The 23,454-nt window shown below is 63.7% G+C and carries 14 protein-coding genes; 3 read left to right on the forward strand and 11 right to left on the reverse strand.

Going from position 1 to position 23,454, the window contains the following annotated elements; genetic code table 11:
• Positions 1–36: 36 nt before the first annotated feature.
• Together D2E23_RS08255 and D2E23_RS08260 are read right to left on the reverse strand one after the other, a co-directional pair.
• Entirely contained in the window at positions 37–2,139 is a 2,103-nt protein-coding gene (locus tag D2E23_RS08255; protein ID WP_126030446.1) for a double zinc ribbon domain-containing protein, read from the reverse strand.
• 226 nt (positions 2,140–2,365) lie between these two features.
• Positions 2,366–4,591, reverse strand: coding sequence for an LTA synthase family protein (locus D2E23_RS08260; protein ID WP_241227256.1), 2,226 nt, complete (start codon positions 4,589–4,591; stop codon positions 2,366–2,368).
• Positions 4,592–4,845: 254 nt separating this feature from the next.
• Here D2E23_RS08260 and D2E23_RS08265 point away from each other — a divergent pair, with 254 nt between their 5' ends.
• A complete protein-coding gene (locus D2E23_RS08265) occupies positions 4,846–7,206 on the forward strand; it encodes a transglycosylase domain-containing protein (protein WP_126030447.1) in 2,361 nt (786 codons plus the stop codon).
• A gap of 447 nt (positions 7,207–7,653) precedes the next feature.
• Here the strand turns inward: D2E23_RS08265 and leuA are convergent, their stop codons facing one another.
• From leuA to D2E23_RS08280, 3 genes are all read right to left on the reverse strand, one after another.
• A complete protein-coding gene (gene leuA / locus D2E23_RS08270; RefSeq protein ID WP_126030448.1) occupies positions 7,654–9,573 on the reverse strand; it encodes a 2-isopropylmalate synthase in 1,920 nt (639 codons plus the stop codon).
• Positions 9,574–10,029: 456 nt separating this feature from the next.
• The gene (locus D2E23_RS08275; protein WP_126030449.1) at positions 10,030–10,881 is read right to left on the reverse strand and encodes a LuxR C-terminal-related transcriptional regulator; all 852 of its coding nucleotides are present in this window, start codon (positions 10,879–10,881) and stop codon (positions 10,030–10,032) included.
• Positions 10,882–11,027: 146 nt separating this feature from the next.
• Complete coding sequence (locus tag D2E23_RS08280) at positions 11,028–12,320, reverse strand: sensor histidine kinase (protein WP_126030450.1); 1,293 nt, start codon at positions 12,318–12,320, stop codon at positions 11,028–11,030.
• 662 nt (positions 12,321–12,982) lie between these two features.
• On the opposite strand from D2E23_RS08280, the gene D2E23_RS08285 reads away from it, so the two are divergent.
• Both D2E23_RS08285 and D2E23_RS08290 read left to right on the forward strand, forming a co-directional pair.
• Positions 12,983–14,440: a PspC domain-containing protein gene (locus D2E23_RS08285; protein ID WP_164520746.1), complete on the forward strand. Its 1,458-nt coding sequence runs from the start codon at positions 12,983–12,985 to the stop codon at positions 14,438–14,440.
• A 65-nt stretch (positions 14,441–14,505) separates the two neighbouring features.
• On the forward strand, positions 14,506–15,468 hold the full coding sequence (locus tag D2E23_RS08290; RefSeq protein ID WP_126030452.1) for a phage holin family protein: 963 nt from the start codon (positions 14,506–14,508) through the stop codon (positions 15,466–15,468).
• Between the two features lie 296 nt (positions 15,469–15,764).
• On the opposite strand, the gene D2E23_RS08295 is transcribed toward D2E23_RS08290, so the two are convergent.
• The 6 genes from D2E23_RS08295 to dnaX form a co-directional block, all read right to left on the reverse strand.
• Positions 15,765–16,391, reverse strand: coding sequence for a DUF5701 family protein (locus D2E23_RS08295; RefSeq protein ID WP_126030453.1), 627 nt, complete (start codon positions 16,389–16,391; stop codon positions 15,765–15,767).
• A 373-nt stretch (positions 16,392–16,764) separates the two neighbouring features.
• Complete coding sequence (locus D2E23_RS08300) at positions 16,765–17,835, reverse strand: aspartate-semialdehyde dehydrogenase (RefSeq protein ID WP_126030454.1); 1,071 nt, start codon at positions 17,833–17,835, stop codon at positions 16,765–16,767.
• A gap of 70 nt (positions 17,836–17,905) precedes the next feature.
• Positions 17,906–18,469: an ACT domain-containing protein gene (locus D2E23_RS08305; RefSeq protein ID WP_164520747.1), complete on the reverse strand. Its 564-nt coding sequence runs from the start codon at positions 18,467–18,469 to the stop codon at positions 17,906–17,908.
• A 108-nt stretch (positions 18,470–18,577) separates the two neighbouring features.
• Positions 18,578–19,342, reverse strand: a complete 765-nt coding sequence (locus tag D2E23_RS08310; RefSeq protein ID WP_126030455.1) for an aspartate kinase — start codon at positions 19,340–19,342, stop codon at positions 18,578–18,580.
• Between the two features lie 224 nt (positions 19,343–19,566).
• Entirely contained in the window at positions 19,567–20,169 is a 603-nt protein-coding gene (gene recR, locus D2E23_RS08315) for a recombination mediator RecR (RefSeq protein WP_126030456.1), read from the reverse strand.
• 285 nt (positions 20,170–20,454) lie between these two features.
• Positions 20,455–23,364 carry a DNA polymerase III subunit gamma/tau gene (gene dnaX, locus D2E23_RS08320; protein ID WP_126030457.1) on the reverse strand — a complete coding sequence of 970 codons (2,910 nt, stop codon included), beginning with the start codon at positions 23,362–23,364 and terminating at the stop codon, positions 20,455–20,457.
• Positions 23,365–23,454 lie beyond the last annotated feature (90 nt).

The raw sequence follows: 23,454 nt of genomic DNA on the forward strand, positions 1-23,454 counted from the left end.
GTAGATTCCCTGTCTCGATACGGCTTCAACATAGCATCATAAGATGACGCTCGGGGACGGCTGATTTGCCGCCTCCGATGGTTCGAATTGCACGGATTCAATCGTTGTCACATCCGTGCCGAACGTGACGTCGGCGGCCTCGGCCCCCGGTGTGGGGTGGGCGATCGACAGCCAGATCAGCACGCCGGCGGCCACGACCGCGAGTCCCGACAGCACGGCGAGCACGATGTTCACGATCTTGAAGCTCTGCGACTGCTCGTCTTCGCCGAGTTCCTTGAAATCCTCCGGGGTGAGCGGGTCGGGGGCGATGCCTTCGGTCTGCACCTGGCCGGTGAGCACCATGGGCTGGCCAGGGTTGGGATTCTGCGGTAGCGGCATGGGTGCGGGCGTGGAGGGCTGGATCGGTGCGGGAGCCGGAGCCTGCGGAGGCATCGGCTGATTGGGCACGGTCTGGTTCGGCACCGGCTGCGTTGGCATCGTAGACTGCTGAACCGGTGTGGCCTGTTCCGCGGGAGCGGATTCGACGGGCGTTTCCACGGTGGGAGCGGGCTCGGGCAGCGTACGGGGTTCCTCTGCGACAGTGGTGGGCTCAGGCTCAGGCTCAGGCTCAGGCTCAGGCTCAGGCTCAGGCTCAGGCTCAGGCTCAGGCTCAGGCTCAGGCTCAGGCTCAGGCTCAGGCTCAGGCTCAGGCTCAGAGGGATTCTCGCTCACCTCCGTATCGGAGGCAACCTGCGTGTCCGTTTCCGGCTCCGCGGATTCGGCAGGCACGGTGTCACGAACCGGGGTTTCCTGCTCCGCAGTAGGCGTCACATCCGGTTCGGATTCATCTTCGTCTGCAGGTTCAGCCTCCGACTCCTCAGGTTCCGGCTCATTGGCAGACTCGGGCACCGGTTCAATCGCCTCGGACACCGATTCCCGATCGACCGCCGACTCCTCGATCCCTGATTCGCTCTCGGAGACAACGGATTCCAACCCAGATTCGGTCGTCGTTTCGGGCTTGAGCGTCGGCGCCGGCGCCGACTCCTCGGGCAGTGTCGTCTCGGCCTCCGTCTTGGTTCCGACCGCATCATCCGTCGTCATAACTGACGTATCTGACGTAATAACCGAGGCCTCGGTTTTGAAATCCTTCGGCGTGGCGCGCTGCTGTTCCGGTTCCTCCGTGGCTGTCATCTCGTCCACCGGCGTATCCGCCGACTCATCAGTCGTCGAAGCATCCGGCGCATCCGGCTGCTTCGAGTCGGTCTCGGATTCCGGCGCGGGTTCGATGACGTCATCGTCATCGGTGATCTCATCGAAATCCGCGATCTCGCCATCGTCGACGATCTCCCCGTCGTCGGTGATCTCGCCGTCTTCAAGGATCTCGCTATCGTCGATCTCCTCATGATGATCATCCGCATCCGCCGTCGTGCCGGCCGTTTCGCCGGTCGTCGTCTCGACAGACGATGTCGATTCGTCGTCTGACACCGTCTCAGACTGTTCCACCGCATCGGATTCCATCGCGGTCGAGGCTGCGGACGGCTCGGACTCCACCGGCTTCACGGACTGGGCGGCCTCGTCATGGCGCTCGCCGTGAGCGGCCGGCGTCGCATCAGGTAGCTGTCTGAAGTACAGCTCCGGGGGTGTGGGCACCATCTCAGCAATGCTCGGTTCGCTGGCGGATTCGCTCTTTACGGGCTCAGGCCGGAGTTCGGCAATCGGGGCCGTATCCATCGACGGAGTGTCCGGAGCAGCAGTCGGTGCAGTCTGCACGGGGGCCGCCTGCACCGGCGTAGGCGTAGGCATCGGCGCTGGCGCGGGCGTTACCGGAACGTTCGGTGCGGGAGCCGTCATGTCGGGGACCGGGGTGCCGCACTTGCCACAGAACTTGCCGCGCACCAGAGCACCACATTTCGGGCAGTGGCGTTCCACCGGAGCGGGAGCCGCCTGCACCGGAGTCGTAGGAGTCTGAACGACGTCGGGAATGCGCGTGCCGCACTTGCCGCAGAACTTGCCTTTTGCGGGGGCGCCGCACGACGGGCAGACGCGCTGGGCAACGATCGGCGCAACGGATGCCGCGGGTGCCACCGGAGTACCGCAACGCCTGCAGAACTTGTCGTTCGGGCCCAGCGCCCAATTACAATGCACGCAATTCGCCACCATGAGACCTTTCTCTCGCCCTCCGGCGCCACGTCAGAACGCGGCACCCATGCACTGATCCCATGGTATGCCCATACATGCCATCAGGCCGGCAGTCGAAACGGGACATTCGTGGCCATCTGCGAGCACTCATCCCGTTCCGTCCGGCCCGCTGAATCCGCGCGCGCCATTCGGTGAATCAATTCAGTAGTCCGCAGGCGACAACACCCCACGCGAGACGATTCACCGTTCACTGCGCGGCGGACTGGGCGCCCTGCCCCTCCTGCTGGCTGGCGGCGGCCGCGGCGAGCTTGCCGTTCACCATCGGCACCTCGCCCGCGTTCTTGGTGCCCATCGGCAGCTTCGCGGCTTCCTCGGCCTCCTCCAGCGCCTCGGTCTTGGGCAGCTCCATGAAGTCGAGGTCCTTGAGATATCCCTTGCCGGCGGTGATGTCGTACTGGATGAGCTTGTAGTCCTCGAGCAGCTGCTGCGTGGCCTTGTCCGCCTGCGTGATGTCGATGCGGTTGCCTTCCTTGTCGAGGTAGAGCGCCTGGCCGTCAGGAATGCGCGACCAGCTCTGGATCTTGTTGACCACCGGCGGCTCGAGCGCGGGCACCTTGTCGTGCAGCCGCGTCAGGAACGCCAGATACGGGCTCACCTTGGCGTTCATATGTTCGGCCGTCTGCGCCATGAAATAGTTCGGCGAGGTGAACGCGGTCGTCGAATCGGGCAGCTTGGTGCCGTGCGAGCCGGACGCCTTGTTCGACCAGATGAAGTAGTCGGTCTCGTGCAGCGCCACCGAATTGTCGGTGTTGTCGGACGCCGACGCGTACGCGCCAGGCAGGTGGTCGCCGTAGAAGATCACGGTGATCGGCTTGTCGATGTTGTCGAGCTGGTCCAGGAACGCCTTGGTGGCCTGATCCGTGTACTCCACGCCCTTCGCATACGTCTGGATCTGCGTGGTCTCGTCAAGGCCCAGCGGTTCGTCGGTGGTGCTCGTGGCCTGGAACTCGTTGTTCGTGTACCAGTTGTCGTAGCTCATGTGATTCTGCATGGTGAGCACGGACAGGAACTGGCTCTTGCTGGTGTCGATCTTCTCCAGCAGGCTCTGGTAGGCGTCGGAGTCCTGCACGTACGGTGACGAGTCGATCTTCGACTGGTGCGCGATCACGTCGGGTTCGTTCAACGTCCAGAAATGCTTGAACTTGAACTTCTTGTAGTTCGACGAACGCGAGTACATCGACGACTCATACGGGTGGAACGCCTGAGAATCCTTGCCGTCGTTCCACAGCTGGTTGAACGTGGGCGTCCAGCTGAGCTTGGGAATCAACTGCTGGTACGGCGAGCTGAGCGACGCGTCGAAGTTCGCCATCGACAGACCGGTCAGCGCCATGAACTCCATGTTCGCTGTGCCGCCGCCATAGCCCGCGGACAGCATCAGACCGGACGTGGTCTGCGTCTTGATTTCGCGAATGTTCGGCATCGGATCCTTGTTGAGCGCCAGACCGGGCACGCGCGTCGGATCGGAGAACGACTCCGACAGCACCATGATCACCGTGCTGTCCTCGAGATTGCTTTCACGGGTCTGGTTGATCTCGTCGGCCGCCTGCGAGTATCGTTTGGCGATCTTCGCCATCGTCTTTTCCGAATAGTTCGCCGGCTCGTCCATGACCTTCGGATTGACGAAGCGCTGGAATCCGATAAGCGTGCCGTTGGCCTGCGCGTCGGTGACGGAATCCCACAGCTTCGGCGAATCGCCGAGCGCCTGCGCGAAGTTGTACGACCACGATCCGGTGGTGGCGAGTCCGGCCGTGAACAGACCGAGGAACAGTCCGGGGCACACGATGAACAGCAGTCGTGCGGCCGTGTTCTTCACACGACTGTGCAGATCGATGAATTTACGACGACCGTCACGCTGATGCAGCGAATAGCAGATCACCACCATGGCGAGGAAGAAAATGGCCGCGTCCATGAACACGCGCGACGACCCCGTGGGGATGAATCCGACCATGCTGCCGGCATCGCTTTTCAGGAAGCTCAGATCGGATGGTTTGATCGTCTCATAGCGGACCATCACCTTGAATCGGTCGGCCACCGCGCAAAATCCGACGATCGACAGAAACACCGCCGACGCGATCCAGAACCGGTTGATCAGCACGACGAGGATCAGATACGCCACGGCAAGGATCAGCATGTTGAGCAGGAACTGATAGTCGTTGCTCGTCCACATCTTGGAGATGAATCCGCCGAAGCCACGCAACGGTTCGACCGTCCACACGCTCCACTGCAACAAGCCCACGGCCACGACGTCGACCATGAGGAACGAAATGAGATAGAACCGCCAGCCGAACGGCTTCATGTGCCGCGTCCGCAAGTCGAAGTCGGCGATGTTCACGTCGGCCGAGTCGATCACGCCATCGGCAGCGGATTCCCCGGTGGTTTCCTCCATCTCGGCTGGTTCGCGCACCTCAGTCACTCGCGGCACTCCTTACAATCGCAGTCGTCGGGTCGACGGCAAAGTCGACCGGCAATTTAAACACACCAACGTTAGCCCACCGAGTGGTCAGTTTCCATAACGGATCGACCAATACCCTACGAACTTCCACAGCCGACTCCACCGAGGACGTTGGACAAAACACGCCGCGGAAACGCCCGAAAAACGTACGAATCCTATGAACATTCCTAAAATCCGCCATGAATTCGCAAGATTTCGGGGGTAGCCTGACCCTTATGGCTTCTCAGACTCCTCGATCCATACGATCCGCCTCCTCTTCGGGCGTGGCCGGCGAAGCGGCATCGACCGTTCGCCCCTCCAAGCGACATCGTTCGCATCGTCCCCCGAAGAAGCAGAAGAAGCATCGTATTCTCAAGGGATTCCTCATCTTCATCGCCGTGTGCGTCGTCGGCGGAATCGGCGCGTTCGCGTTCATGTACGCCACCACCAAGGTGCCCAATCCGGAGGACGTGGCGCTCGCGGAGAAGACGCGCGTCTACTATTCCGACGGCACCACCGAGATCGGCACGTTCGCCGAACAGAACCGCGATATCATCGACTGTTCCGTGCTGCCCGACTATGTGGGCAACGCGATCGTCGCCTCCGAGAACCGCACGTTCTGGACGGACAAGGGCATCGATCTCAGGGGCATCAGCCGAGCGCTCATCAACAACGTGACCAAGGGCACGCGTCAGGGCGGCTCGACGATCACCCAGCAGTACGCGGAACGCTACTATCTGGGCGAAACCACCACGTACAAGGGCAAGGTCAAGGAAGCGTTCCTGGCCCTGAAGATCGCACAGACCCAGGATAAGGACACGGTGCTGTGCAACTACATGAACACCATCTATCTGGGACGCAACGCGTACGGCATCCAGGCCGCGGCGCAGGCGTACTTCGGCAAGGACGCGAAGGACCTTACGCTGTCCGAGGCCGCCACGATCGCCGGCATCATCCCGTCGCCGAACAACTGGGATCCGGCGGTGAACCAGAAGATGGCCAAGCAGCGCTTCGACCGCGTGCTCAACATCATGAAGGAGGACGGCTACATCTCCGCCAAGGAGAAGAGCGAGGCGCAGCTGCCCGACACCGTGCAGCAGTCCACCGACAACATCTATCAGGGCACCAAGGGCTATCTGCTCAAGATGGTGCGCGACGAGCTCGTGGCGTCCAAGGCGTTCACCGAGACCGACATCGACACCGGCGGATACAAGATCATCACGACGATCGACAAGACGCGTCAGGATGAGCTGTACAACGTGGTCAGCCCCACGGCGAACGCGTCGACCGTACCGGAGGGCCTTGAGGCCGGCGCCATGAGCGTGAACCCGAAGGACGGCTCGATCATCTCGCTGTACGCGGGCGAGGACTACCTCACGCACAGCCTCAACAACGTGACGCAGTCCACGTTCGAGATCGGCTCCACTATGAAGCCGTTCGCGCTGCTCGCCACCGTGCAGAAGGGCGTGAACCTGAGCACCACGTTCAACGGCAACTCGCCGCGATCGTTCCCCGGTCTCACCCAGGCCATGAACAACGCCGGCGGCGTGAGCTACGGCTACATCGACCTATACAAGGCCACGGCGAACTCGGTGAACACCGTGTACATGGATCTGGCGCAGCATCTCGGCTCGCAGACGATCATCGACACGGCCAAGACGGCCGGCATCAAGGGTACGATCGCCAACGACTCGTACACCGTGCTCGGCAACTCCGGTCTGACCGTGTACGACATGGTGCGCGGCTACTCCACCATCGCCAACCAGGGCCAGAAGGTGTCGATCCACATCGTGAACAAGGTGACCGACGGCAACAACAAGGACCTGTACAAGTCCACCACCACGGCCGAGCGCGTGTTCGACGCGAACGACGTGGCACTGGTGACCAAGGCCATGACTGGCACGATCAAGTACGGCACCGGTAAGGAGGCCAACTCCATCGGTCTGACCATGGCCGGCAAGTCCGGTACGGCAAACGACAGCAAGGCGGCAAGCTTCGTCGGCTTCACGCCGTCCGTGCTCACGTACATGGCCATCTGGTATCCGGGCGACGGCGGCACCGCCGAGGAGGTGCCCACCTTCGCCGGCTACAGCCACGGCTCCGGCTACCCGGCGCACATGTTCACCAAGTACATGAAGCAGGCGCTGTCCGGCGCCAAGGACGAGGCGTTCCCCACGGCCAAGGACGACGGCACGATCGGCGGCAGCGACGGCACCTGGGGCACCGGCGGCAAGAAGAGCTCGTCGTCGTCCTCGTCCGGCACGACCAGCAAGAACAAGTCCGAAAGCTCCGACACCACCGATGAGGGCACCTCCACCGGCACCGAAAACTCGGGCGGCACAGGCAGCGGTACGGGCAGCAACACGACCGGCGGCACCACCGGAACCGAAGGCTCGACCGGAACCGAAAGCAACAGCACAGGTTCCGGCACCACCGGCGGAACCGGAACCGAAGGCTCGACCGGAACCGAGAACGGCACAGGTGGCGGCACCACGGGCGGCGGCACCACGACCGGCGGCGGCACCAGCGGCAACACTTCTGGCGGCACCACCGGCGGAACCGGAACCGAAGGCGCCACGGGCCAGTCCGGTCAGTAACCGGCGGATTCCCGGCACGGCAAGAAGGGGCGGCGATCACGACACGAGTCGTGGCGCCGCCCTTTTGCGTTGAATGCGGCATTTGGGATCGGCCTGCGGCCGATGCTGTGTTTTGCGGCCTACGGCCAGTCACCTCATCAGTCGGCTGCGCCGACAGCTTCCCCTCAAGGGGAAGCCAGAAATACGTGGGCAGATTCATCCCTTGAACCCGGCTCCCCTTCAGGAGAAATTCAAAACACCCAGAAAGCTTCGTCCCTTAAACTTGGCTTCCCCCTTGGGGGAAGCTGTCGGCGCAGCCGACTGATGAGGGTACGCGGCCTGCGGCCGCCATCAACACGGATCGGCCGCAGGCCGATTCCAACGCCCCCGGATACGCAAAAGGGTCTGACCTCTTTTACGGAGGTCGGACCCTTTACGCTTCTATCGCTCTATCAGCGACTCAGCAAATCAGCGCTCGGAGCGGTTGATCGCGGAAATGATGGCCTTCAGCGAGCTCGTGATGATTGAGGAGTCGATGCCCACGCCCCAGATCACCTTGGTCTCGGGAGCGTCACCGATCTCGCACTCCACGTAGGAGGCGGCCATGGCGTCGGTGCTGGCGGTCATCGTGTGCTCCACGTAGTCCATCACGGACACGTCGATGCCCAGCGTGGACACGGCGTTGATGAACGCGGCGATCGGACCGTTACCCACACCGGACAGGTCACGCTCGATCGGCTCGGCGCCCGGCGTGGTGCCACGGTCGAGCAGGCGGGCCTTAAGCACGGTGTCGGAGCCATCCTCGCCGGACGAAACGGACACCTTGAGCAGCTTGAGACGACCCCACTGCTTAAGCGTCTCGTCGGTGGTATCACCCACCACATGACCGGCCGCAGTGGCACCGCCGGACTCCACCGGAAGGTACTCGTCCTTGAACAGGCGCCAGATGTCCTCGTCCTTGACTTCCTTCTTGGTGTCGTCGGCGTACTTCTGCACGATCTTGTCGAACTCCACCTGCAGACGCTTCGGCAGGTCGAGGTTGTGGTTCGTCTTGAGCAGGTAGGCCATACCGCCCTTACCGGACTGCGAGTTCACGCGGATGATGGCCTCGTAGCTGCGGCCGATGTCCTTCGGATCGATCGGCAGGTACGGCACGAGCCACACGAACTTGTCGAGATCGGCGTCGGCACGGTCGGCGGCCATCTGACGGGCCTCGAGACCCTTCTTGATGGCGTCCTGATGCGAACCGGAGAACGCGGTGAACACGAAGTTGCCCGCGTACGGATGACGCTCGGAGATCTTGATCTGGTTGCAGTACTCCACCGTCTTGCGGATCTCCGGCACGTTGGAGAAGTCGATCTGCGGGTCCACGCCCTGCGTGAGCAGGTTCAGGCCCAGCGTGACGAGATCGACGTTGCCGGTGCGCTCGCCGTTGCCCAGCAGGCAGCCCTCGACGCGGTCGGCGCCGGCCAGCACGCCCAACTCGGTGGCGGCCACGCCCATGCCCTCGTCGTTGTGCGGGTGCAGGGACAGCACGATGGCGTCGCGATCCTTCAGATGCGTGGACACGTACTCCACTTCGTCGGCGAACACGTTCGGCGTGGTCATCTCCACCGTGGCCGGCAGGTTGATGATCATCGGGTGTTCCGGCGTCGGCTTGATCACGTCGATCACGGCGTTGCACACCTCGACGGCGTACTCCGGCTCGGTGCCGGTGAACGACTCCGGCGAGTACTCGTAATACAGGTCGATGCCCTCGGCCTCGCCCTCGAGATCCTTGCACAGTTCGGCGGCGTCGGTGGCGAGCTTCTTGATCTCCGCGCGGTTCTTGCGGAACACGACCTCGCGCTGCAGCACGGAAACGGAGTTGTAGAAGTGCACGATCGCGCGCTTGGCACCGCGCAGCGCCTCGTAGGTGCGGCGGATCAGGTGCTCGCGGCACTGGGTGAGCACCACGATGGTCACGTCGTCGGGGATGAGTTCACGCTCGATGAGCATGCGGATGAAGTCGAAGTCCGTCTCGGACGCGGACGGGAAGCCCACTTCGATCTCCTTGTAGCCCATGGAGACGAGCAGGTTCCAGAAGCGCAGCTTGCGCTCGGAGTCCATCGGGTTGACGAGCGCCTGGTTGCCGTCGCGAAGATCGACGGAGCACCAGCGCGGAGCGCGCTTGAACGTCTTGTTCGGCCACGTGCGCTCAGGGAAGCTGAACGGCACCTGGAGTTCGTAGGATGCGTACTTGTTGTACGGCATGCGACTCGGCTTCTGCGGGGAGCCGATGAAACGAGCCGGAGGCAGCAGCGGGTCGTTGTTCCCTCCGTTGGATGCCGCAGCAGCGGCTGCAAGATCGAATACCGATTCAACGTCGGGGTTGTGATCCTGGCCCATAACTTCCTCCTTTTCTGTATAGTGCAGCGCCATTTGCGCTGAAACTCACGTTCGGCGGTCCCTCGGCCGCCAACTTCCCCAGTTTACAAGCCGGCAACAACAGAAACACCGAGCCCGCCGCGACCGGCCACGTGCGATGCGTGCAGGAACCAGGTCATGGGAGCCGGTTGAGGAGTGTGGCATCGGCCTGCGGCCGATACTGTGTTGATGGCGGCCGGTGGCCGCGATCACCTCATCAGTCAGCTTCGCTGACAGCTTCCCCTCAAGGGGAAGCCGGCAAATGAGGGGCTAGGCCTTCCCCCGGAAACCTGGCTTCCCCCTTGGGGGAAGCTGTCGAGCGCATGCGAGACTGATGAGGGTACGCGGCCACCGGCCGCAAACAACACAGCATCGGGCGAAGCCCGATCCCACTCCCACCGCCGGCAGCAAGCCCGGCGACACCCCGCCCGCAGCCCTTCACACGATGCGGCGGTAGGCGGCCCAGCGGGCGAGTTCGCCGCGGTTGGACAGCTGGAGTTTGCGCAGCACTTTGGAGACGTGCGTTTCCACGGTCTTCACGGAGATGAACAGTTCGGCGGCCACCTCCTTGTAGGAGTAGCCACGGGCGATGAGCCGCATGACCTCCTGCTCGCGCGGACTGAGCACGTCGATGTCGATGTCGTCGTCGGGAACCGGCGCAGCCGCGGATCGGGTGCCGTTGGGCGTGGGTTGGGCGTACGGATTGTAGTCGTCCCCGGCGGATGCGGCACCACCTACACCACCTACGCCACCGGCCGCCGCGCCCGCTCCCCCGTTCTGCTGGCTGCCCGGTCCGAGCGCGTTGAGCACGAATCCCGCCAGCTTGGGGCTGAACACGGCGTAGCCTTCCGCCACCTGATGAATCGATGCGATGAGGTCCTGAGCGGTGATGGTTTTGGTCACGTATCCGCGAGCGCCGGCACGGATCACTGCGCCCACGTCGGTCGGCGAATCGGATACGGACAACGCCAGATACAGCGTGTGCGGCGCGTACTGTACGCTGCGCAGGATGATTTCGGATCCGCCGCCGCCTTCGCCGCCGGGCACGTGCACGTCGAGCAGTACCACATCGGGCTGGGTTTCGGCGATCATTCGCACCGAGGATTCCACGTCACCGGCCTGTCCGACGATTGCGATGTCGTCGGATCCGGCGGTGATGGCCGCGATCACGCCCGCGCGGAACAGATCATGGTCATCCACCACGCCGATGCGTACGGATCGTTTGCCCGACGGTGCCGTTGTCGGCGGTATCGTTGCCGTCGGCTGGTTCGGCTGCGCTGCCTGTGTCATTCCCCGCTCCTCGTATGTTCGTCGTCGTTTCTACCTTACTGCGACTCGCCTCGACCGTCGGGAATGGTCGAGAACGATCGGAAATGACCGCGCCGGACTGATCGGTCTGTATCTCCAGACCGGGTATCTCCAGACCCCGGGTATTTCTAAATCGGCTGGGATAGACGGACTTCGGTACCCCATCCGGGTCTGGAGACGATTTCGGCGGTGCCGCCAGCCCGCCGCATGCGGCCGATGATCGATTCTTTGACGCCCAGATGGCCTACGGGCAGCCGGTTCACGTCGAACCCCTCGCCGTGATCGCGGACGAACACCTGCACCTTGGCGTCGCTCGCCTCCATGTAGACGGAGATCGGCGGAGCGCCGTGCCGGGCGGCGTTGGACATGGCTTCGGCGGCGGCGTCAAGCAGCGACGACAATGCCGGCGCATATGTGCACTCCCCCACGGTCACCACGTCGATCGGCTTTTCGCATGAGTCCTCCACATTGGCGGCGATACGTTTAAGTACGCGGGAGAACGGTTCCGCGACGGCCGGGGTGCGTGCGGATGCGGCATATGACGCTACTGGCCGTGAGCCGGCCGTCGCGGACTGCGCGGCCGACATGGACTGCGCGGCCGGTTGCGTCACGGTTTGAGACATCGTCTGATTGGGCGGCTGAACCGACGCAGGCGATGCCGGCACCGGACCGGTCCCGCCTGTACCGGCCCTCATGCCGCTGGCGGTCGCGGTGGATTCAGGATCGCCGTACAGCCATTCGCGCAGTTCGCGTTCCTGCGCGCGGGCGAGCGCGGCCACCTTGGCGGAGTCGGTGGATTGCAGTTGGATCAGCGCGAGCGTCTGCAATACGGAGTCGTGCAGTCGTGCGGCGATGTCGGCGCGCAGTTCCTCGCGTGCGGTCTGTGCCCGCTGCATGCCCAGATCGGCGATCAGGCTGATCCACCATGGTGCGATGATGACGGCGAGCGCGGCGATCATGACGAGTCCGGCGAGCGCGCCTTTGAGCAGCGTTCCCAACGACATGGTGAGGCTGAACATGGCCAGCACGCCGACGATCGTGACGATGATGCTGGCTACGGTCACGACGATGGTGAATTTTCCGGTGTGGGCGTCGGGGTGGAGACGGTCGTCCATGATGAAGCTCATCTGCGCCCATCCGACGGTCACGCCGATGAAGACCAAGGCCAGTCCGATGACGATCTGCGCGGGAAGTCCGGCGAGCGCACCCCAGATGCCCAGTCCGATGGCGAGCGCGCCGATCAGTGCGATGACCACGCCGATAGTGGCCGGACGCACGGGTTTGGTTGCGTTGGCCGCACGGCTGGCCGCGTCGACGAGCGAGCTCAGCGTGGTCCGCCGCAACGGCGAGTCGAAGACCGGCGGCTGGGTCGGAGACGCCGATGATTCCGGCGGCGTTCCGGTTCGCTGATCATCCATCATGTCTCCCTTTCTCGTAGCGGCGCGGACTCAAGTCGGAATCGGACTTCGTCCGCTGCGGTGTTATTTGCGGCCTGCGGCCGCGGCCGTGATCACCTCATCAGTCAGCTTCGCTGACAGCTTCCCCTCAAGGGGAAGCCGGGTTTCCGGGGACTGATCAAGCCCCTCACCTGCCGGCTTCCCCCTTGGGGGAAGCTGTCGAGCGAATGCGAGACTGATGAGGGTACGCGGCCGCAGGCCGCAAATAACACCGCATCGGCCATCGGCCGATTCCACGGCATATCGCAGGCCAATGCCACCGACCGTGTCCGCACGGTATCACCAGCCGATTCCACGTCACCGACCGTGTCCGCACCGTGTCACCGGCCGATTCCACGGATCACCGACCGTTTCCGCACCGTAACGCCGTCTATCCACACTCCAGCGTAGCAATCTCATCCGGGGGAATGAGGGGGATTCGGGGTGGGGAATCGTGGTTCAGGGTTCTTTCAGGGTGTTCCCCCATAGCGGGGGGACTGGTTTTGCGGTGGAATGGAATCAACAAGGAAAACATCAGGAAACAACGAGAATGCATCGTCCTTGACCGGTGCAATCGGCCGCGTGGCATCGTATGCGACGTTCGCCGGCACTGCAGCGGTAGAGGACGATCCAGGGAGATGAGCATCATGACGTCAGGTATTCCGAACAACCCATTCGGCTCCGGCCAGCAGCCGGGCCCCTACACCGATCCTGGTCCTCAGAGCAACACGAACCAGGACAATCCGAACCCGTACACCGGCACGGATCCGTACGGCCAATTCAATCAGCAGAACCCGAACCAGTCCGGTCAGCCGGCGCCGAATCAGCCCGCGGGCAGCCGGTTCTTCAACTGGATCCGCTCGCTCGGCTTCCGTCGCAGCACCGACCGTTGGATCGGTGGTGTGTCCGGCGCGATCGCGAACCGTCTGGGTTGGGATCCGCTGATCATCCGCATCATCTGGTTCGCGTTCTTCTGCGCGGCCGGCTTCGGCGCGCTGCTCTATGGTCTGGCCTGGTTCCTGCTGCCCGATGAACGTGACGGCACGATCATCGCCGAGGAGGCGCTGGTCAACGGCCGGTTCCCTGCACCGTTCTGGATGTCGATCCTGTTCATGATCATCGGCTGCCCGGGTAGCGTGTTCGCCGTGCCGTTCATTTCGATTCCGCTGTTCATCGCGCTGATTGTCGCCGCGATCCTGCTGTACAACCGTGACAGGAACGGTGGCGATCGTCAGCCGAATCAGAATCCCACCGCGACGGGAGAGCCCACCATGCCCAACGTGAATCCGAATCCCGCCAATCCGGCGAACAATTTCGCCGGTCCCGCTCCGCAGCAGCCGTTCGCTCCGCAGCAGCCCGGTCCGGCACCGTATTTCGGACCCGCCCGTCCCCAGCCCGCCCAGCCGACCGTGGTCTATCGTCGCAAGCCGGCCGGCCCGGTGGTGGTGGGCATCGTCTCCGGTCTGATCCTGCTGTCACTGGCCGGACTGATCGCGCTGATGGCGTTCGGCCGCCACTATGAACTGCCGACCGCCGTCACGATGGTATCCGTCTGGATTCTGGTGGTCACGTTCCTGCTCGGTCTGGTCACGATCATCGTCGGGTTCACCGGCCGCAAATCCGGTGGTCTGATTCCGCTGACCATTGTGGCGCTTATCGCTTCGATGTGCGCGTACGTCGCTCTGCCCGGCGCGAGCTACATGACCGGATCCGCTTACGGCACCGAAGTGACGTTCGCCGACCGCACCTACCGTTCCGCTGATCTCGACATGCTGCAGACCACTGGTCTGGATGTCGCGTTCTCGTCGGTGACCCTCGACCTGTCCGACTGGGGCAACGTGTACCCCGGTTCCGCCTGCCCCACCGGTGAGCTTGGGCTCGACATCGCGTTCTCCGATCTGGAGATCGAGCTGCCGGACGGCTGCAAGGTCGTGTCGAACGTCGACAACACGTTCAGTTCCACCATCAACAACGACGGCGCGCTGACGACGTTGGACAGCGCCGGTTCCAGTAGCGTGCTTGTGCTCACCGGCGACTCGGTGTTCTCCAACATCTCCGTCGACCTGTCGCACAGCGGTTTCCACGGCCGCGGCTACGACGACTGACCGTCGTCCGACAACCGTTCCCATTCGCAGCAAGTTTCAACGACGAGATTTTCCAAGGAGATATCATGACCAACCTTGCCCCTCATAACCAGCAGGATCCTCAGAAAACCCAGGTGATGCCGGTCAACGGCGTAACGCCGAACGACGACATGCCCACGCAGACGCTCGACCCGGATCGCATCAAGACGCAGAACGCGCCGACGGAGACCATGCCGCCGGTTGGCGTAAACGATGATGTGACCGCCGGCGCGGTCGGCACACCGATCACCGATACGGTCGCCAATGTCGACTCGACCGATGATGCCGATGTGAATCCGGCCGATCCGAATGCCAACGCACTGCCCACACAACCGATCATCGGCAAGCCCGATGTGACGCTCGCCGGCACCGAATACGAGACGGGCGATACGACACGGACCGATGACGCACCAGCCACGACGGACGACGATTCCGCATCGGCGGGAGGCACATATGATCCGTTCGCACCGATCGGTCAGGCCGGGCAGTCGTTCCAGACGGGTGCCGATCAGGCCACACCCACTGGTGATGGTCAGCCAGCGGCGGAGCAGCCATGGACACAGCAGACGCAAGACCAGCCGGTGCAGAACCAGCAGCCGATGAATCCGCAGGAGGCCGCGTGGAGCCAGCAGCAGGCCGCCGCGCAGGGCTACGCGGATGAGGCGCAGCGCAACAACTACCCCGGTTCCGGCACCGCCGCGCAGGCCACGGCCGGCCCGCAGTTCCAGAACTATCCGGGTTGGAATCAGTACGCGCCGAACATGGGTCAGCCGTATACGCCGAAGATCGAGTACCGCAAAGGGCCGAGCACGCCCACGATCATCTGGGGCGCACTGGTCGCCCTGTTCGCGCTCGGCGGTTTGGGCAGTTCCTGGCTGTTTGGGTTCTCGATGTCGCTAAGCATGTGGACGATCTTCGCAATCGTCGCCCTGGTGGTCATGGGCGTCACGCTCGTGGTGGGCGGCGTGGCCTCCGCCATGCGTCGCAAAAGCCGCAAGCCCAAGGCCTAAGCGCCGGTGTTCTCCCTCAAGTCGACCAGCAGAGGAAGATCCGCCCTCACACCGGCGTTCTCCCTCCAGGGGAGGGAGATGTCACGACAAAAGTCGTGACAGAGGGAGGGCTCGGAACGCCGCTCAGAAGAACAATGCCGGTTGCACTCAATCCCTCCCTCAGTCCGCCTACGGCGGCCAGCTCCCTCCCTAGGAGGGAGCACAAGGCTAAATTCTGCGTGCTCCCTCCTAGGGAGGGAGCTGTCACGCTACGCGTGACTGAGGGAGGGTTGCCCGGCAAAACGTCCTACAGACACTTACAGATAATGGAACAGCGAAACACCCCGTCGGCCCATACAGTAGGCGTTGCCCAGCCACGTGTGCTTGCTGGTGGGCCATACGGCTCCCAGTCGCGGCGCGTTCTGGCTCATCCAGATGCTGGGCACGCGACCGTCGGCGCTGCGTGAGCCGAGCAGATTGAATCCGTTCTTGTGCACGAGCCAGTCGGGATGCTGGGTGGCGATGGCGAGGCCCTCCTCCAGCGTGAGCGGCAGTCGCCCGTCGGATTCGACGAGCTTGCGTGCGATGTCGGGCTCGCGGTTCGTGTACCTAGTGCCGGTGTGCGGATCCACGACGATGTAGAACGGTCCTTCCGGCGGCTCGAAGCCGTCCTGCGGCAGGAAACTGGCGATATCGCGCGGCGGCATGGTGGTGAAGCCGGCCATGCGGTTGATGCTGGTTCGCGCGATCAGCGATTCGGGGGACACGAGTTCGCGCGTGGGCACGAGAAGAATGTTGGAGCCCAGGTCGGACTTAGCCAGGGCGTTGATGATCGGGGTGGCGAGTGCCCGGAATGCGGCGGCCGTCATATCGGCCACGTCGGGGTATCCCAACGCCACGATTCGGTCGAGCTGTTTTTGCGCTTCCACGGATGCTTCAGACATATCCCCAGTATGCCAGCCGGGCAGACATAGGGGCTGTCGGAGTGAATGGAGCGTCTCTGGGGTTCATCCCTCCCTCAGTCCGCCTGCGGCGGCCAGCTCCCTCCCCCGGAGGGAGCACCAAGAGGAACGGCGTTCTCCCTCCAAGGGAGGGAGATGTCATGACGCAGTCATGACAGAGGGAGGGATCGGCACCATAAAGGCACCGATCCCTCCCCCGGGGATAAGCGCACGGCTCCCCTCAGTCGGCTGCGCCGACAGCTCCCCTCAGCGAGGGGAGCCACAGCGTGTTGTCTTGGGCTCCCCTCGCTGAGGGGAGCTGTCTGCCGAAGGCAGACTGAGGGGAGCCACCGCAACCAAGCCGCGCAGGCTCGGATCAGAGCTGATCGGCGAAGTGCTTCTTCGCCACGATCTCCGCAAGCTCAATGGCGTTGAGCGCGGCGCCCTTGCGCAGGTTGTCGTTCGTGATGAACATGGACAGGCCCTTCTTGCCGTCCACCGCCTGATCCTGACGGATGCGGCCCACGAAGCTCGGGTCCTTGCCGGCGGCGAGCTGCGGGGTGGGGATGTCGTTGAGTTCCACGCCCGGGGCCTTGGCCAGCACCTCGCGGGCCTGATCCGGGGTCACGTCCTTCTCGAACTCGGCGTTGATGCTCATGCCGTGGGAGGTGAACACGCCGATGCGCACGCAGGTGCAGCTGGCCTTGAGATCGGGCAGGTGCAGGATCTTGCGGCTCTCGTTGCGCAGCTTCTGCTCCTCGTCGGTCTCCTCGCTGCCGTCGTCCACGATCGCGCCGATGAACGGCACGGCGTTGAAGGCGATGGTGCGCACCACCTTGGTCGGCTCGGGGAAGTCGATCGCGCTGCCGTCGAACACGAGCTTGTCGGCGCCCTGCTCCACGGCGGCCTTGGCCTCGTTCATGAGCTGCAGCACGCCGGCGCGGCCCGCACCGGACACGGCCTGGTAGGAGCTGACGATCAGACGCTTGAGGCCGAACTCGTCGGACAGCGCCTTCATGGCCGGCATGCACGCCATGGTCGTGCAGTTCGGGTTGGCGATGATGCGGTCCGGAACGTCGTCCAGATCCTCAGGGTTGACCTCGGCCACGACCAGCGGCACGTTGTCGTGCATACGCCACTGGGAGGAGTTGTCGATCACGTAGGCGCCGGCCTCGGCGAACTTGGGGGCCCACACCTTGGACGTGCCGCCGCCGGCGGAGAAGATGGCAATGTCGATGCCGGAGAGGTCGGCCTTGGCCACGTCCTCCACGGTGATGTCGTGACCGCGCCAGTTGAGCACGGTTCCGGCGGAGTGCGCGGACGCGAGGAAGCGCAGGTCCTTCACGGGGAAGTCGCGCTCGTCGAGAATGCGACGCATGACCATGCCCACCTGACCGGTGGCGCCCAGCACCGCTACGTTCACGCCTTTGTCATTGATCTGTACCATTGTGTGGCTCCTTTTTCTTCAGGCTGTAACGTCAGTCCGTTGGTTCCGATTGTCCGAAGTCGCGGCTCGATCAGCGGCCGGTGCCGCCGTAGACCACGGCCTCCACCTGATCGGCGTCGAGGTTGAACTTGGTGTGGATGGCGCGCACGGCGTCGTCGAGGTCCTCGAGCGGCACCATGGCGGAGATGCGGATCTCGGAGGTGGAGATCATCAGCACGTTGATGTTCTTCTCGCTCAGCGCGCGGAAGAAGGTGGCGGCGATGCCGGAGTGGGTCTTCATGCCCACGCCCACGAGCGCGACCTTGCCGACGGAGGTGTTGAAGTCCACGGACTCGTAGCCGAGCTCCTCGCGCTTGGCCTCGAGGATGTTCTCCACGTCGCGGATCTGCGACTCGGACGTGGTGAACGACACGTCGGCGGTACCGGTGGAGGCGGCGGCCTGCACGATCATGTCGACGTTCACGCCGGCGTCGGCCAGCTGCGTGAAGATCGACGCGCACACGCCCGGACGGTCAGGGATGCGACGCAGCGTGACCTGCGCTTCGGAACGGTCGTGCGCGATGCCGGAAACGACCGGATCCTCCGGGCCGAGGTCAGGGAAGAGGTCGCCCATGGACTGGTTATCGTTGCTCATTGTTGTCACCTTTACGTTTACGTTCTGATTGTCTTACTTAGGGTTTCGGCACATCTGTCGGATTGGTTCGATCATCGAACCCGCCCAACGCAGGCCAACGAAAATCGACTACTGCAGGTTCGGGATGCTGCGCGGATCCACGCCGTCGGGCAGCACGAGCGTACCCGGACGATGCGAGAAGGAGCTGCGCACATGCAGCGGCATGTTGAAGCGCTCGGCGTACTCCACGCAACGCAGCGCCAGCACCTTGGAGCCGCAGGCCGCCATCTCGAGGATCGCCTCGTAGGAGATCGCGGGAATACGACGGGCGGTCGGCACGATACGCGGATCGGCGGTGAAGATGCCGTCCACGTCGGTGTAGATCTCGCACACGTCGGCCTCAAGCGCCACAGCCAGCGCCACTGCGGACGTGTCGGAACCGCCACGGCCGAGCGTGGTGGGATCGCCCTTGGCATTGATGCCCTGGAAGCCGGCCACGATCGCCACGTCGCCCTCGGCGAGCACTTCGGCCACACGCTTCGGCTTCACGGCACGAATGTGCGCGGCACCGTAGCGGGCGTCCGTGAGGAAGCCGGCCTGCTGACCGGTGAACGAGTGGGCGCGCGCGCCCTGCGCATGGATCGCCATGGCGAGCAGGCTCATGGAGATGCGCTCGCCTGCGGTCATGAGCATATCCATCTCGCGCTCCGGCGGCTGGGAGTCGATGTCGAGCGCCTGATCGATCAGATCGTCGGTGGTGTCGCCCATTGCGGAGACGACCACCGCCACGTCGTTGCCCTTCTTCTTGGTGTCGATGATGCGCTTGGCCACGCGCTTGATCGAATCGGTGTCCGCCACCGATGAGCCACCGTATTTCTGAACGATAAGTGCCACTTCAGTCCCATCTCGTTGTTGCCGTCGTGATCCCGCGCGAGGCGCAGCATTCCGGTGCCGCATTCCGTGGGAATCGTGTTTCGGTCGCTTGGTGCACAAGTAGTCACATAGTGTACGCAAACGGCAAGATTATAAGGGCTCCAATGCTATGGAAAACATACCGTCGCCAACATTTGGACAACCCCGGCGCGTCAATCGTTCTACGAGGGCTGGGACTTGGCGGCTCAGACCTCGCGACGACCGGCGAGCGCGCGGCCGAGCGTGATTTCGTCGGCGTATTCGAGATCGGAACCGACGGGCAGACCGCTGGCCAGACGCGTGACCTTGACCTCGAGCGGGCCGAGCAGGCGCGAGATGTAGGTGGTAGTGGCCTCGCCCTCGATGTTCGGATTGAGCGCCATGATCACCTCGTGCACTTCGCCGGAGCCGAGTCGCTGCAGCAGCTGGGGGATGTTGAGGTCGGCGGGCCCCACGTTGGCCATGGGGTTGATCGCACCGCCGAGCACGTGGTAGAGGCCGCGGAATTCGCGGGTGCGTTCGATGCTCATCACGTCCTTGGGCTCCTGCACCACGCAGATGATGCTGCGGTCGCGGCGCGGGTCCTCGCAGATCGGGCAGGGGCTGGTTTCGCATACGTTGCCGCAGATCTCGCAGAACCGCACTTTGGCTTTGACTTCGGTGATGGCGTCGGCGAGTTCACGCGCCTCCTGCTCGTCCGCGCCGAGCAGGTAGAAGGCGATGCGTTGTGCGCCCTTCGGTCCGATGCCGGGCAGTCGCGAGAACGCGTCGATCAGATTCTGGATCGCTCCGTCATACGCCAATGCCATCGCTTGCTCCTTCGTGTTTGCTCGTTCCTTAGTGTGATCACACTAGCCGACTTCCTGATTCCCCTAGTGTGATCACACTAACTGAGTCACGTATTCGGTCGGTCATGCGGCTCCGCATTGCCCCTTGGGTTGTCTCCCCTCAGTCTGCCTTCGGCAGCCAGCTCCCCTCGGAGAGGGGAGCTAGAGCAATCACCAGCGGCTCCCCTCTCCGAGGGGAGCTGTCAGCGCAGCTGACTGAGGGGAGATACACCTTCACTCCGTCCCGTCAGAACCACGACCGGCACCCTATTCCTCCTCGCTGGCTGCCTTGCGTTTGGCGACGATGTTGCGCGGATTGTTCGGATCGTCGGGCGCGAGTGTCTCCACGCTTTTGACGTCGAAGAACCGTTTGAGATCGTCGAGGTTCATCGCGTTGCGCACGTTGAGCGACTCGTCGGACATGGAGTATTCGTCCTCGTCCGGGTCGACCTGCGGCACGGGCTGCGCGTTCGGATTCACACCGGGCGCGGGGTTGCCGATGCCGCCGACGGATGACTGTCCGAAACCGTTGGCCTGACCGGGCTGACCGTACTGGCCCGGCCCGCCGAAACCGTTCTGCGTCTGCTGGCCGAATCGCGCGTTCGGATTGAAGTGGTGTTCGGGCGCGGCAGACTGCGACGCGGGACCGTCGGGCTGCGACACGACGGACTGCGGCCCCGGCTGCGCTACCGTCGATTGCGTCGGCGTGGGTTGAGCGGACTGCGCCCACGGATCCTCGTCGTCGGACAGGTCGGGCACCGCCACATGCTTGGTGTGGTGCTCGGCCTTCGGCGCGGCGTGCTGCTGCGACAGATCCTGATATCCGCTAGCGGACGCAGCCGTTCCTTCGGTCTGGCCGCCAGCCGGACTGGCCCACGGATCATCACCGGCAACCGGCGCGGAGGACGCCCACGGGTCGTCTCCCATGACACCGTCGTTATGCGACGCGGAGGTCGGCTGTGATGAGACGGACTGCACGGTTTCATCGGACGCGGCCGGCGTGGGATTCGCCCACGGGTCGCTTCCCCATGGATCCCCGTCATTGGCTGCGGTCGACGTGTTCGCCGTTGTATTCGCTGATGCGGCCGGAGTTCCCCATCCGTCGGGTTCGGCGTCCGGACCGGCAAAATGTGTGCCGTCCGGGCCGGGAGAAACCGAACCGGCTCGGTGAACGTCGGTATCGGCGTCGGTTGCGGCCGGAGTATCGTCCGCGGCATCGTTATGTGCACGCGACTGGGCGGGCTGGGCGATACCGGCGCCCATACCGCCAAGGCTCACCTGAAGCAGCTTGGCCTTGATCTGCTGCTGTTCGGCCGGCGGCAGCTTGCCGAACGGCGGCGCCACCTGACCGTCCGCCATTTTCTTGGTGGGGGCGAGCTGGACGTCGCTGCCGAACATCTCATGCGTGGCCTCGCGCAGAATATCAACCACCTTGGTATGGCCGTTCACGCTCTCCGATGCGACCGCCAACGCGAACGCGTACTTGTTGATGGCCTTGTCGAACTTGATCCACAGGCACATGCGCCCATTCTTCGGATTCGGGGAAAGATTGATGCGCGGCACACGATCGCGGGACACGTACTTGCGCACGTCCTCGGGCAGGGATGCGATCAGGGCGTCCCATTTTTCGTCGGGAGTGCGGGTGTCGGGTGCGGCGGAATCCGTGGCGGGCTCGTTAGTGGCGGATGCGGAGTCCGCGACGGAGGTGTTGGCGGTTTCGGACGATGTCGCCCAGTCGGAGGACGGGGTGGCACCGGTGTTGGAGACCCCCTCAGTCACGCCAGGCGTGACAGCTCCCCCCGCAGGGGGGAGCACGGAAGAAGAAGTCGCGGACGACGACACGGACGACGAGCCCACCTCAGTCGCGCTGTGCGCGCCGGCTTCCCCCACAGGAGTACGCCCGGAGGCGGCCGAGGCCGAAGGCTGGTTGCGCTTGGCGCCAGCGAAACCGCCGCCACGTGCGCCGCCCGCAGTCGCACCGGAATGACCGTCGGCAGAGTTTCCGGACTGCCCGGCAGTGCCAGTCGTTGCGGCGGCGGTTCCAGGCGAACCGGCACCGGTCACCGCGATCGCGGTCGGCGGCACCAGCAGTTTGGCGGCCAGCAGCTCCAGACGCATACGCGGCGACGTGGAACCGCTCATCGCACCAAGCGTGGCGTTGATCACGTCGGCGATCTGCGTCAGCCGGGTCAGGCCAAGCGCAGACGACTGGCGGCGCAGATCATCACGATCCTCCGCCTCGGCGTCGTCGCTCAGCACGGCCTCGGCGCGCTCGCCGGCAATCGTCAGCACAAGCAGATCGCGCACACGCGACAGCAGATCCTCCACAAAACGACGAGGATCAAATCCGCCGACAATCACCTTCTGAATCACGGAATACAACTGCTCGCCATTACGGTCGATCACCGCATCGATCGCCTCGGAAATCAGCGCGTCAGGAGTGAAACCAAGCAGCGCGACCGCAGAATCGTAGGCGATCACGCCGTCAACGGCACCGACCATCAACTGGTCGAGCACGGACAGCGCGTCACGCATGGAACCACCGCCAGCACGCATGGCCAGCTTGAGCACGCCCGGCTCCGGCTTGATGCTCTCCTTGCCGCAAATGTCCTCCAGATACGGGCCCATGATCTCGGGCGGCACCAGACGGAACGGGTAATGATGGGTACGCGAACGGATCGTGCCGATCACCTTCTCCGGCTCGGTCGTCGCGAAGATGAACAGCACATGCTCCGGCGGCTCCTCGACGATCTTGAGCAGCGCATTGAAGCCCTGCGGCGTGACCATATGCGCCTCGTCGAGAATAAAAATCTTGTAACGATCGCGGGCCGGCGCGAAACCGGCGCGCTCACGCAGTTCACGGGCGTCCTCCACACCGTTGTGGCTGGCGGCGTCGATCTCCACCACGTCGATCGAACCGGGACCGCCGGTCGCCAGATCACGGCACGACTCGCACTCGCCGCACGGATGCGACGTCGGCCCCTTCTCGCAGTTCACGCAGCGGGCGAGAATACGCGCGGAACTCGTCTTTCCACAACCGCGCGGACCGGAGAACAGATACGCGTGCGTGAGCTTGCCCTCGTCGAGGGCGCGGGACAAAGGAATGGTGACCTGGTCTTGGCCCACAATGCCGTCGAAGGTGTCGGGTCTATACCGCCTATACAATGCCAAAGCCATACTGCTATTCCAATCCCTTATCACCGAATACGAAAACCGAAGCGGTCACCATACTGTATTTTCTCAGACCTCGCGCTCAATGCATCGCGC

Source organism: Bifidobacterium callimiconis (assembly GCF_003952005.1).
Taxonomy (GTDB): domain Bacteria; phylum Actinomycetota; class Actinomycetes; order Actinomycetales; family Bifidobacteriaceae; genus Galliscardovia; species Galliscardovia callimiconis.